Source organism: Shewanella sp. YLB-07, assembly GCF_009377275.1.
The window spans coordinates 102180-116334 of sequence record NZ_VOQB01000003.1; the positions used below are offsets into that span (position 1 = coordinate 102180).

Annotated in this window: 8 protein-coding genes; 1 reads left to right on the forward strand and 7 read right to left on the reverse strand. The window is 47.9% G+C overall.

Annotation, left to right across the window (positions count from 1 at the left end; all coding sequences use genetic code 11):
• Nucleotides 1-15 precede the first annotated feature (15 nt).
• Complete coding sequence (gene yqeB / locus FS373_RS07265) at nt 16-1611, forward strand: selenium-dependent molybdenum cofactor biosynthesis protein YqeB (protein WP_144045655.1); 1596 nt, start codon at nt 16-18, stop codon at nt 1609-1611.
• A 468-nt stretch (nt 1612-2079) separates the two neighbouring features.
• On the opposite strand, the gene nifJ is transcribed toward yqeB, so the two are convergent.
• The 7 genes from nifJ to ygeW form a co-directional block, all read right to left on the reverse strand.
• Nucleotides 2080-5721 carry a pyruvate:ferredoxin (flavodoxin) oxidoreductase gene (nifJ, locus tag FS373_RS07270; protein WP_152829181.1) on the reverse strand — a complete coding sequence of 1214 codons (3642 nt, stop codon included), beginning with the start codon at nt 5719-5721 and terminating at the stop codon, nt 2080-2082.
• Between the two features lie 9 nt (nt 5722-5730).
• Nucleotides 5731-7362, reverse strand: coding sequence for an NAD(P)-binding protein (locus FS373_RS07275; RefSeq protein ID WP_152829182.1), 1632 nt, complete (start codon nt 7360-7362; stop codon nt 5731-5733).
• Between the two features lie 116 nt (nt 7363-7478).
• Nucleotides 7479-8381, reverse strand: a complete 903-nt coding sequence (arcC, locus tag FS373_RS07280; protein WP_152829184.1) for a carbamate kinase — start codon at nt 8379-8381, stop codon at nt 7479-7481.
• Between the two features lie 92 nt (nt 8382-8473).
• Entirely contained in the window at nt 8474-9874 is a 1401-nt protein-coding gene (hydA, locus tag FS373_RS07285) for a dihydropyrimidinase (protein WP_152829186.1), read from the reverse strand.
• A 116-nt stretch (nt 9875-9990) separates the two neighbouring features.
• Entirely contained in the window at nt 9991-11202 is a 1212-nt protein-coding gene (locus FS373_RS07290; RefSeq protein WP_152829188.1) for a YgeY family selenium metabolism-linked hydrolase, read from the reverse strand.
• Between the two features lie 106 nt (nt 11203-11308).
• Nucleotides 11309-12520, reverse strand: coding sequence for a diaminopropionate ammonia-lyase (gene dpaL, locus FS373_RS07295; RefSeq protein ID WP_152829189.1), 1212 nt, complete (start codon nt 12518-12520; stop codon nt 11309-11311).
• 73 nt (nt 12521-12593) lie between these two features.
• Complete coding sequence (gene ygeW, locus FS373_RS07300; protein WP_185976984.1) at nt 12594-13784, reverse strand: knotted carbamoyltransferase YgeW; 1191 nt, start codon at nt 13782-13784, stop codon at nt 12594-12596.
• Nucleotides 13785-14155 lie beyond the last annotated feature (371 nt).

Consider the following 14155-nt stretch of genomic DNA (forward strand, 5'->3'; position numbering starts at 1 on the left):
TACAAGGTCAAATTTATGAATATTTTTGCTCATGCTGCTGAATTAGAAGAACTCAATATCCCTTTCGCCCTGGCTAATATCCTCGAAACATCAGGCTCGGCTCCCAGACATCAAGGACAAATGATAATTAAAGCCGACGGCACCACACTAGGTACCATAGGTGGCGGCATGATTGAGCGCTATGTTATCGAACAAGCCATCGAGGCTATCCAGCAAAGAGATCCCAGAGTGGTAAAAGGCCGTATGACCCGCACCGGCCCCGATTCCATGGACATGGATTGTGGCGGCACTATGTCGATACATATCGATGTATTTGGATTAAAAGCCCCCTTAATTCTTATCGGTGCGGGCCACGTCAACCAAGCCGTGGCTCAGGCCGCCCATGTCTTAGGTTTCGACATTACTGTCGTCGATACCTATGCCGACAGCTTAGCCGAGGAGAACTTCCCACGAGGCTGCAAGCAGGTCTTTGCTGAAACCATGGAACAGGCCATCGATAAGCTCACTATCACAGATCAAACTTATCTGGTTATCGCCTCAAACCATGAAGATAAAGACGCGATCACTAAAATTATCAAACAAGAAACCAAATATATCGGCCTGTTAGCCAGTAAACGTAAGTTACAGACCCTGTTTAGTCACCTGAAAAATATTGGCATAAGTGATGAGCGAGTCCAAGCCGTCTACTCTCCTATCGGCTTTAGCATAGGGGCTGAGACGCCGGAAGAGCTCGCCGTCAGCATCATGGGCGAGATATTGAAGGTCAAAAATGGTGCCGCCGGTGGCCTGATGAAAGACGATCCCCGCATCAACCGCAAACGTTTAGTACTGATCCGCGGCGCCGGTGATATCGCCACCGGGGTTGCCATACGTCTGCACAATGTCGGCTTTAAAGTCGTGATGACAGATATTGCTAAACCTGAGGTTATCCGTCGCTCCGTCTCCTTTGCCCAGTGCCTATTCGATGACACAGCCACAGTCGAGGGGATCACCGCCCAAAAGGCCAACTCTTATAATTCGATCTTTAAGCTCATCGATAAGGGTATGATCCCTGTATTGGTCGATGAAGAGTGTAAAACTGCCGCCAAGTTACAGCCAAATTTTGTGGTCGATGCCATTCTGGCTAAGCGCAATTTAGGCACCACAAAAGCACTGGCGCCACACACAGTAGCACTCGGTCCAGGCTTTATGGCTGGGGTGGACTGCGATGCCGTTATCGAAACTAATCGTGGCCATCATTTAGGCCGCATCATATATCAAGGTGAAACAGCCCCTAATACCGGTATTCCCGGCAACATCGGCGGTTACACCCACCAAAGGGTATTAAGAGCCCCCGAAGCCGGCACCATGCGCTGCCATGTCAGCTTGGGCGACATAGTCAAAGAGGGCGAGCTTATCGCCCAAGTGAACGACACCCCCGTCATAGCGCCCATGTCCGGCAAGGTCAGGGGCCTGCTTAATGAGGGGCTAGAGGTTCACCAAGGTCTTAAGATTGGTGATATCGACCCAAGGGGAGATAAAGCCGATCACCTGAGCGTATCCGATAAAGCCCGTGCCATCGGCGGCAGTGTGCTGGAGGCATTGCTACACTTAGATATGCGCAGCATATAACGACGGAGCCAAAGATTTAGCGAACCATAGTTTAACTTGAGCAACAGGTAAGCTTAAAGCAAGAGCTAGGCAAGAGTTAAGCACAAGAGATTCAACCTTAGGGAGCCAGCAGGCTCCCTTTTTAGTGTCTGATTGGTCTGATGCGCGAGTATTGAACAAGCCAACGGCAAACCTGCTGGGTGTTCTCTTGATTGAATAGTGAATAGTGAATAGTGAATAGTGAATAGTGAATAGTGAATAGTGAATAGTGTGATGAACGAGCTTGGAGCGACTCAATAGCCATGGGTATAAAATAGGGATGGCTATAAGAGTGGGATGATAAAGGTGTCACCTCTTGTCGATGACACCTAATACCATTCCATATAAGTATCTGGTCAGTTCAGATACTTACTCGGAATGGTATAAATGAACGAATAAAAAATTGGAGGCGCGGTCGTCACCTCCATAGGATTAAGTCCACTCTAACGATTAATGGATATCCTCAACATCGACTTCCACATGAGCCGCAACCGCACCTCCTGGGCGTGACGCTATCTCCTCATAGAGTTTCCATCGACGCTCCAGAACATGCTGGGCCCGGTTTGTTAGTGACTCGGCTAAATCAGGATCACTGCGTGTCAGCATATTGAATCTAGCCTCATGGGAGCGATACTCCTTCAAGGAGATGCTGGGTCTCAGTGAATCGAGTGAGAATGGATTCTCTCCTACCTCACGCAATTGCGGGTTGTACCTAAACAATGGCCAGTGACCCGACTTAACCGCTAACTGCTGCTGGCGTAGCCCTTTTTCCATGTCGATACCATGGGCAATGCAGTGACTGTAAGCGATGATGATCGAGGGTCCTTTGTAGGCTTCTGCTTCTCGCATGGCCAACAGTGTCTGCTGTGGATCGCCACCTAGGGCAATACGAGCAACGTAGACGTTGTTATAGGAGATAGCTTGCATCGCCACATCTTTCTTGGTGGTCTGCTTACCCGCTGCAGCGAATTTAGCCACGGCGCCCAGAGGCGTCGATTTAGACATTTGACCGCCGGTGTTAGAATACACTTCGGTATCCATCACCAAGACATTGACATCAGCACCGCTGGCTAACACATGATCTAAACCACTAGAGCCAATATCGTAAGCCCAACCATCACCGCCTATTATCCAGATTGAACGACGGATCAGCTGATCGGCAACCGAGATAAGATTAAGCGCATCTTCCGTTCCATGCTTCTCAAGCTCAAGTTTCAGCTCGTCGACGCGTTTAATCTGCGCCTGTATATCAGACTCAGATCCTTGTTCGCCATTGAGTAGCTTATCGATGAGTTCAGGCCTGAGATCCCCTTGCGGGTCTTGACTGATACGAACCAATAACTGCTTAGCCATCTCTTGTTGCTTAATGGCCGCTAAACGGAAACCAAAGCCAAACTCGGCGTTATCTTCAAACAGTGAGTTAGCCCAAGCAGGACCACGGCCGGCATCATTCTTAGCCCAAGGTGTGGTGGGTAAGTTACCGCCATAGATAGATGAACAACCTGTCGCATTGGCGATCATTAAGCGGTCACCAAAGAGCTGAGACACTAGCTTAAGGTAAGGTGTTTCACCACAACCAGAGCAAGCACCCGAGAACTCGAACAGAGGCTGCAGGAACTGAGCGCCACGAACATGTGAGAAATCCACTCGTGATCTGTCGTTGTAGGGGATTGAGGTAAAGAAATCGAGATCTTTCTTAGCTTGTTCCATATACGGCCCTTTAGGCTGCATATTGATGGCTTTAACCTCAGGACTTGTATCTGTTACCTCTTGTATCACCATAGGACAAGCATCGACACACAAGGTGCAACCGGTACAATCTTGTGCATAGACCTGCAAGGTGTAACGGGTATCGGGGAAACCGCGAGCGGTAATGGTATGAGACTTGAAGCCATCCGGCGCCTTGTTAAGCAGAGACTTGTCATAGAACTTGGCGCGTATCGCCCCATGAGGACAGACGATTGAGCAGTTACCACATTGGATACAGGCTGTCTCTTCCCACACAGGGATCTGCAGGGCGATATCGCGCTTCTCCCACTGGGTCGTGCCCGATGGGTAGGTACCATCTACAGGTAGCATAGACACAGGGATGAGATCGCCCTTACCTGCCATCATCTTAGCGGTAACTTGTTTGACAAAATCAGGGGCTTTTTCATCAACTATGGGTCTATCAATCACTTTGGCGGTGACTGATGCGGGTATCTTCACCTCTTCGAGGTGGGCTAAGGTGTGATCCACTGCGGCGAAGTTTTTCTCAATGACCTTAGGCCCTTTATGGGTATAGGTTTTAACGATGGACTTTTTGATCTTATCGATGGCGACGTCTTTTTCTAACACCCCAGAAAGGGCAAAGAAACACGTCTGCATTATGGTGTTAATGCGCTTGCCCATGCCTGTATCTTCCCCCACCTTGTAGGCATCGATCACATGCATGCTCATCTTTTTCTCAATCAATTGAGACTGCATCTTGGCGGGTAGTGTATCCCACACTTTGTCGGCACTGGCTTGGGTATTAAGCAGAAACACGGCGTTTTCTGTCGCCTTAGCTAACATATCGGTTGTATCGACGAAGGTCGCCTGATGACAGGCTATGAAGTTGGCCGATTGAATAAGGTAAGGGCTGTTAATGGCATGGTTACCAAATCGCAGGTGTGACTCGGTTTGTGAGCCTGACTTTTTCGAATCATAGACGAAATAGCCCTGGGCGAAATAATCAGGATCTTCACCTATGATCTTGATGGTATTTTTATTCGCACCTACGGTGCCGTCGGCGCCTAGACCATAGAAAATAGCCCGCACCACATCCTTTGACTCTATGTCATAACTGGCATCAAACTCGAGGTGAGAATGGCAAACATCATCAATAATACCTAAGGTGAAATGTTTCTTTGGCTTGTCCTTAGCTAAGTTATCAAACACAGCGCTAACCATAGCTGGGGTAAATTCTTTGCTAGACAGACCATAGCGTCCCGCCACTAGCATAGGCATCTGCGACAGATTATCTTGCTCACTATAACTGTCGACCAGAGAAGTTAAGATATCTTGATAAAGAGGGTCGCCGTTAGCACCTGGCTCTTTGGTTCTATCAAGCACGGCTATCTTGTTAACCGTCTTTGGTAAGGCCGCAAGCAGATATTCAGCACTCAATGGACGGTACAGTCTCACCTGTAATAGACCCACTTTTTCACCCGCCCGGTTTAAGGCGTCGACTGTCTCTTTAACGGTCTCGATACCTGAGCCCATGGCGATGATCACCCGCTCTGCGGCTTCATCACCATAAAACTCTATCAGTTTATAGTAACGGCCGGTGATATCACCGAGCTTATCCATGCAAGCCTGCACGATTTCAGGCGTCTTATTGTAAAACGCTGTCACGGTTTCACGCCCCTGGAAATAGACATCAGGATTTTGCGCGGTACCTCTAATAAAGGGCTTATTTGGGCTCAGACCTCGCTCTCTATGGGCTCTGACAAGTTTATCATCGATCATAGTGCGAATATCGCTATCACTAATAAGCGCAATCTTATTCACTTCGTGGGAGGTTCTGAAACCATCGAAGAAGTGCATGAAAGGGATCCGCGCATCTAACGTGGCAGCATGAGCCACCATAGCCATATCGTGGGATTCTTGCACGGAAGATGATGCTAATAGGGCGAAGCCTGTGCCTCTGGCCGCCATCACATCCTGATGATCACCAAAGATGGACAACCCCTGAGCCGCCAGTGAACGCGCGGCAACATGGAATACCGTCGCGGTGAGCTCACCGGCAATTTTATACATGTTCGGCAACATCAGCAGCAAGCCTTGGGAAGCCGTAAATGTGGTAGTCAGGGCGCCACTTTGCAGTGAGCCATGCACGGTACCAGCTGCGCCACCTTCGCTCTGCATCGAGGCGATAAGTGGGATCCCTTGCCAGATATTACGAATATCTTTAGCCGCCCACTCCTCTGCGAGCTCCGCCATGGTCGAAGATGGCGTAATGGGATAGATGGCACATACTTCACTGACACGATAGGCGATATGGGCCGCGGCCTCATTACCATCACAGGTGTGCATCGAAGCCGTGACTGAGTTTAATTCTGTTGTTTTCATATCTTGCTCCTAAGCCTGCTCGGCCGCTACCATCTCTATGGCATGACATGGACATTGGGAATAGCAAGCGTTACAACCGGTACACTTGTCATAATCAATCTTATAGCCTTTACCTTTGCCTAAGTAAGTGATCGCTCCATGAGGACAAGCTGCTAAGCAGCCATTACACTCGAAACAGTTACCACAGGAGTAACAACGCTGGGCCTCATAAAGGGCCTCTTGCTCGGTTAATCCGCCGAGCACTTCGTCAAAATTAGTGCGACGTTCGACAGGATCTGTGGCGGGTTGCTCACTTTGCTCTGCATCGGTTTTATACCAAAGGTGCAATTTATCTAGCTTGATGAGGGGCGTTTTTTCGACCTTAGTAAAGATGCGCCCTTGGAGGAAGGCATCGATATTAGCCGCTGCTTTCTTTCCATGGCCGACCGCGATGGTGACAGTGCGATCGCAAGGCACCATATCACCACCGGCGAACAAGCCTTTATAGCCTGTCATCATGTTGTCGTTAACCACAACACTGCCATCCCACTTATGCTCAACATCCGGAATGGCCTTAGTGAGCTTGGTATCGATATTCTGACCTAGAGCCAGAATTAACGAGTCGGCTTGCAGCGTCTCGAACTCGCCTGTTGGTTGAGGCTTACCCTCTGCATTGATCGCCATCTTCTCTAGGGTAAATTGCTGACCATCTATCTGATTGATGGTGCGCTGCCAATGAAACTCGACACCCTCTTCCATGGCTTCGACACATTCAAAATCATGGGCAGGCATATTAGCCCGGTCTCGACGGTAGACCACTTTTACCTGGGCACCGAAACGTTTAGCGGTACGCGCCGCATCCATGGCCGTATTACCACCGCCATAAACCACCACAACTTTACCCAGTTTGGGCGCCTTGCCTAGTTCGACATCTCTTAAGTATGAGACCGCATCGGTCACCTTTTCAGGATCAGCATTGGGGATGTCTACGCCGCGGCCAATGTGAGCACCAATGGCGAGAAATACCGCATCGAACTGGCCACTCACCTTCTCGGCTAAGATAGACTCGACCTTAGTATTGAGCACAATCTTAATGCCCATATCTTGGATACGTTGGATCTCTTGATCTAATACTTTGCGCGGTAAACGATAGGCGGGAATACCAAAATGCATCATGCCACCAGCCATGGGGGCACTATCACGGATCTCGACATCATGGCCCTTGCGCTTCAGATGATAAGCCGTTGCCAAACCACTGGGGCCCGCACCGATAATAAGCACTCGCTTACCACTCGATTTGGCCTCGAAACGCACAGGCCACTTATGCGCTATGGCTTGATCGCCCAGATAACGCTCCACGGCGTGAATGCTCACTGATTGGTCGACATCATTACGGTTACACGCACTCTCACAAGGGTGATAACAGACGCGGCCATGAATAGCTGGCATGGGATTATTCTTGATCAACGCCTGAAATGCGGCTTCATACTCTTCTTCTTGAGCGAGACTCAGCCACTCTTGGATATTACTGCCTGTCGGGCAGGCATGATTACAAGGGGGAAGTGAGTTCGCATAGATGGGAAACTTACTGCGCACCGCGCCAGAGCCTTTCTTTGTAGTCAGATCTGGTGGTAGCGTCATATCTTTGGAAGTATGTCTCATATTTTTACTGCCTTAATATGGATCACATGATGCGCCTAAGCTGAATGTATGCGTAGGCGCATTCGATGTTTAAGCTTGTGCTAGCACAAGGAAATCCCCCCTGTGCTCTATAGTGATTAATTACTCACGCAGGTTCCTGAGCGTTCGGCTAGTACATCGAGTCCATGCTCCAGAGCACCGATATAAGCCTTGCCGCCAAACGCGGCGAAGTCACTAACGGCTTCAACTTTGGGCCCCATGGAACCAGCTGGGAAATCATACTGGCTTAATTCAGCAGGCGTTGCATTGCGCAGGGCACGCTGGTTTTCAGTACCCCAGTCGAGATAGACAGCATCGGCATCGGTAAGAATAAGTAACTTCTCTGCGTTCAACTGCTTAGCAAGTAGTGTCGCCGATAAGTCTTTATCGATAACACCTTCTACACCCACATAACCGAGATCAGACTTACACACTGGAATACCGCCACCACCACAGCAGATCACCACTTCGTCAGCAGCTAGCAGAGTATCGATAGCATGCTTATCCAGAATATTGATCGGCTTAGGTGAAGGCACCACACGACGGATAAATTCACCATCACGCTTCATGATCCAGTTATTAGCTTCAGCTAAAACACCGGCTTCATCTTCGTTATATACCGGGCCAACAAACTTAGTCGGATCTAGCATGCTCTTATCATTAGCATCCACTTCGATGCGCGTCAGCAGAGTAGACACTTCGCGATCTGGCATTAAATTTTGAACTTCTTGAGCCAACATATAGCCGATCATGCCTTCAGTCTCGGCGCCCAACACATCTAATGGATAGGGAGATACCTTGGTATAAGCTAAGTTCTGTAGCGCTAACAGGCCAACTTGTGGGCCGTTACCGTGTACGATAGCGACGCGATAATCTTTAGCGATTTCGGCGATGGCTGCGGCAGCAATCTTTATATTGGCTAATTGGTTAGCATAACTTGGTGCATCACCACGGCGTAGTAATGCGTTGCCTCCTAGGGCAACTACAGCGATAGGTTTCATAAATATTCCTTGACTCTCCGACTCATTAACCCGCGGTTCTGAAAGAGATGACTCTGAAGCCATCGCGAGTTAATTGTGGATAAAATGATGAATTAGATGTTGTTTTTATCGAACGGCTTGCGGTGCACGAAATGCCCTGCACCGGCTTTCCCTAGAAACTCACCATGATTTGCAACGACTTCTCCACGACTGATGGTCATGACTGGCCATCCAGTAACAGCATGTGATTCAAAAGGGGTGTAGTCAGTATTGTCATGTAATCTGTCATGACTGATAGTGACCTCAAGTTCAGGATCGAATAACACAATATCCGCATCCGAACCTTCCAGAAGGCAGCCTTTTTGTGGGTAAAGGCCGAACAGTTTTGCAGGTTTAAAACTGGTTACCTCGACAAATTTTTCAGGAGATATCCTGCCCTTAGACACCCCTTCGGAGAAGAGGAGCGGCATACGGGTCTCTACACCCGGCATGCCATTAGGACAAGCGGTGAAGTCATCGACTCCCTTGTGCTTCTGGTCGTGGTAAGTAAATGAACAGTGATCGGTAGCGACTGTGTCTATGCTGCCATCCTCGAGCCCCAGCCAAAGCTTTTCAAGTTCGGCTTTAGGTCTAAGAGGCGGGCTCATCACATATTTAACGGCATCTTCATTTTCATAGAGGCTATCGTCCAGCAACAGGTACTGTGGGCACGTTTCCGCCCAAACAGCTTGCTGGTTCTTCCTGGCTAAGCGGATATAGTCCAGGCCTAGGCCGTTAGAAAGATGGACGATATACAGGGGCGCGTTACCAGAGAGGCTAGCAAGGTTGATCGTGCGGGCAATCGCTTCCGCTTCACATTCCAGTGGACGACTGACGGCATGGTATTTGGGGGCAATTTTGCCCGCTTTAATTAGCTGAGCACGACGCTGTGCTATGGCGGCATCATTTTCTGGATGAACCGTTGTGAGTGCATTTAACTCATTGAGACGCGCCATGGCTTTAAGGGTACTGTCGTCATCAAGCTTATAACCATAGGTGAGGTAGAGTTTGAAACTAGAGATGCCCTCTTTTTCAACCATGGTTTGCATATCAGCAAGCACTTGCTCATCTACATGCTGGATAACGCCATGAAAGCTATAATCGATCACCGCCTTATCTTGAGCGTACTCTTTATACACGGCGAGCTGGTGCCCTAATGAACAACCTTTAGGCCCAAAACCCATATGATCTATGATCATAGTGGTGCCGCCACAGGCCGCTGAACGGGTACCTGTGTAAAAGTCATCTATGCTGCGGCTAATGCCTACATCTATGTTGAAGTGGGTATGAACATCGATCCCACCAGGCATAACGTAGAGGCCTTGTGCATCGATAATCTTGGTCTCAGCCGGGGTGTCAGTGATGGTCTCACTCACTTTGGCTATCTTACCATCGATAAGTAGCAGCTGTTTTTTGGACTGACCATGGGCATCGACAAGCGTGCCATTAATGATCAGTATCGCTGTTGATGTCATCGAAACCGCTCCCAAGAAAAAGAAAAAAGAAAAAAAGAGAAAGTACAGAAAATAAAAGGCTTGGTATAAATGACACTTTAAGGGCGATGCAGTCGCCCTTAAAGTGTCTTGCTTAATTACTTCTTAAGCTGATCTAGGTACATCATTGGGATCACGGCGTACATAGCCGCACACGTCACAAGATGAGCTTTCCAGGTCTTCTCGTTTGGTGCATGAGCTTCAGGCTCTTTACCCGGACCGAAACCGATAACGGGAATACCATGACGACCCATGATAGAGACACCGTTAGTTGAGAAGGTCCACTTATCAACGACTGGCTTCTTATCAAATAACAACTCGAATGAAGACTCGAGAGCCTTAGTAGCAACATGCTCGCTATCGATCTTCCAAGTTGGGAAGTAACACTCAGTGGGGTAAACAAGACCCGTGTAAGAAGGACGGTCGTACTCGTACATAGAGACAACGCCTTTAGCCTTCTGAACTGCAGGTAGAGCACGAATTTCTTCTAGTGCGCCTTCCCAAGTCTCACCCCAAGTTAAGCGACGGTCGATAGAAACAGCACAGCTATCGGCAACAGCACAACGGCTGGGAGATGTATAGAAGATCTCTGATACCGTTAACGTGCCTTTACCTAAGAAGTCATCATCGCCTAGGTTTTGCGCTAGCGCTTCAACTTCACCTAAGATGTGACCCATCTTGAAGATTGCGTTGTCGCCACGCTCTGGAGCAGAGCCGTGACAGCTGACTCCTGGAACGTCGATACGGATTTCCATACGACCACGTTGACCGCGGTAGATCTGGCAATCTGTAGGCTCGGTAGAGACGACAAACTCAGGACGGATCTTGCTCTGTTCGATAATGTACTGCCAGCACAGGCCGTCACAATCTTCTTCCTGAACGGTACCAGTAACGAGTAGCGTGTACTCACCTTCAAGACCGAGGTCTTTGATGATCTTACCTGCGTAAACCATAGAAGCCATGCCGCCTTCTTGGTCTGAAGTACCACGACCACCGATAATTTCGTCATCTTCCATGCCGATGTAAGGATCGAAAGTCCAGTTATCAAGGTTACCCACACCCACAGTATCTATGTGTGCATCCATGGCGATTAAATGTGGACCATGACCTATGTACCCCAGAATGTTACCCATAGGATCGATTTCAACTTTGTCAAAACCAACTTTTTCCATCTCTTCTTTAATACGTAAAACCACTTTTTCTTCGTCACAGCTCTCACTAGGAATAGCGATCATGTCACGGAGGAACTTAGTCATATCAGCTTTGTATTCTTCTGCTTTTGCTAGTACTTCATTGAATGGAATTGTCATAATATTTCTCCAAGCTTGGATGGTGGTCATCACATCCAGCTTTTCTCGATTACTAAAAATACAGCTCAGTCATTGATGACGACACTAGGCTGTGTCTATTGAAAAATCACGCCATAGTTGGGTACTTGCCGCCCCAAACGATGTCACGGTAGTTAAGCGGGTCGGTATCGCCCTCGGTGTTGATTAACAGCACGACTGAGTCTTTGTTAAGACCCATCTTCTGCATCAAATCAGCTTTGTCTTTATGGAAATGAATCGCGGCGAGAAGTCCAAGACCAACGGCACCCGACTCTCCAGAAACTACACGAGGGTCTGTGCCCAGTGGATTACCGAATACACGCATACCAAGTGCAGCTACGGCGTCATCACACGAAACAAATTGTGTCGCACAGTCACGTAGCACTGGCCAGCCGATTGGGTTGGGCTCACCGCAAGCCAGACCCACCATGATGGTGTCAAGAGATCCATCGACATTGACCATCTCGCCATTAGCACTGATGCCAGAGCGATAGATACAGTCTGCAGTCTCTGGCTCAATGACCACTGAGTGCAATTTGTCCGGGCCATAAATAGAAGCCAGATAACCTAAGACACCACCGGCTAATGCGCCAACACCCGCCTGTAGAAACACATGGGTTGGTGCTTTCACGTTTTGCTCTGCCATCTGCTCAACGGCTTCAAGGGCTAACGTGGTATAACCTTGCATGATCCAAGTTGGGATCTCTTGGTAACCTTCCCACGCCGTATCCTGAACCACTTTCCAGTTGTTCTGTGCTGCAGTCTTGATGGCTAGTCGAACGGTATCGTCATAGTTCATGTCGGTAACAATACACTCGGCCCCTAGAGACTTGATGCTGTTAACTCGCTCGACAGCTGCGCCTTTTGGCATGTAAACGACGGCGTTCTGACCTAGCTTGTTAGCAGCCCAAGCCACACCACGACCATGGTTACCATCGGTAGCCGTCGCAAAGGTCACCTTTTCGGTGATATCATTTTTCAGTTTATCGAAGTCAAACGCATTAATATCAAGCTTGAATTCATCGCATAACAGACGCGCGATAGCATAGGCGCCGCCGAGCATTTTGAAGGCATTAAGATCGAAGCGGTGCGCCTCGTCTTTAACTAAAATTTTACCTAAACCAAACTCTTTGGCTAAGCAATCGAGAGATTGAAGTGGTGTTGGCTGATAGCCTTCGATACCGCTATGGAAAGCGAGGGCTTTCTTAGCTTCCGCCGCAGTGAAAAGTGAAGACAGTTGACCATTGTAATGACGGTTATCAGCTATCTCCATATTGAGTGAGAATGTAGACACGGGCATACCTCATAGGTGAAAACAGATAGAGGGGCAGAGCTTTGCCCCAAGAATGTGTAAATGAATCAGCAAGAGTTAATTACTTAACGCGCTTTTTAGCATCTGTTAGTAACTCTTTTAGTATTTTTCCTGGCTCGGAAAACTTACGGTTTAGGATCATTGAGGCTATGATATATGGCTTCCAGCTTGCTTCTTTGTAAGTCGCGATACGGTACTTTTCAAATACTGACTCTTCAACTTCACCCTCTTTGCAAGACACCCCTGAGATATCGGCAGGTAGACAGTGCATGTATAATGCTTCGCCATCTTTAGTCTTAGTCATCATCTCTTCGGTACAATGCCAATCTTTATGCTTTGCATTTTGTGCAAGACACGCTTGCTCTAGCGCTTTTAGGCCCTCTTGGTCATTGGCACGTAACAGCTCGGTACGCTTGCCCATGACCTGATATGGAGCCCAAGATTTAGGATAAACGATGTCAGCACCTTCGAACGCTTCGGCCATGGTATCGACCTGTGTGAAGCTACCGCCTGAGGCTTTAGCGTTCTTCTTCGCTTGCTCAACGACTTCAGGAATTAAATCGTAACCTTCTGGGTGAGCTAGCGTCACGTCCATACCGAAACGAGTCATCAAGCCTATGATGCCCTGAGGTACAGAAAGGGGCTTACCGTAGCTTGGAGAATAAGCCCAAGTCATAGCAATCTTCTTGCCTTTAAGTTCTTTAAGGTCACCGAAGTGCTCTTCAAGCCATGCAAGATCGGCCATTGACTGTGTTGGGTGGTCAATATCACATTGAAGGTTAATCAGTGCCGGACGGCTTGGTAACACGCCTTTTTCCACACCTTCATCCAGTGCTTCACCCACTTCACGCATGTAAGCGTTACCCGCACCTAAATACATATCATCACGAATGCCGATGGCGTCAGCACAAAATGAGATCATGTTGGCTGTCTCACGCACTGTTTCGCCGTGAGCAATTTGAGACTTACCTTCATCGAGGTCTTGTTGAGCCAGGCCTAACATGTTGATTGCTGATGCGTATGAGAAACGAGTACGAGTGGAGTTATCTCTAAATAGTGAGATACCCAAGCCATTGTTAAATACGTTAGTGGCAATGTTTTCATCGCGCATGGTTTTAAGGACTTTCGCAGTCTTAAGTACACGCTCTAACTCAGCAGGAGTTTGCTCCCATGTGAGTAGAAGATCTTTTTGATCTAATTGAGATTCAAGTTCATTAATTTCCTTGATAAGTGTATTGATGCTTTTCATCATTATTCCTACTTCTTTTGTGATTTTGTTGATACCTACTTATTAAAATAAGAGGCGATTACTGGAATTTTTGCAGAGGTCACATTGGATGTAGAGACTAAAAGCAAGATGGATGCCAAAACTAAAAAATAAAGGTAAGGCGTTGTTTTAAATGTTATTTGTAGTTTCAAAACAATAAAGTAGAGGGTTTGAAGTGAGAGGCACTATCATTGATAGTGATTAAAATGATAGCTCTCAGATGAGAATTATCATTCTGATACCCACAATGTGATGCGGGTAACATTTCTACACAAGCGCGTAACTTACTTAAATAAAATTATTCCATATCAAAACAAAAGAATGCCAGACACCTAATATCGATTGATGACAAAAAT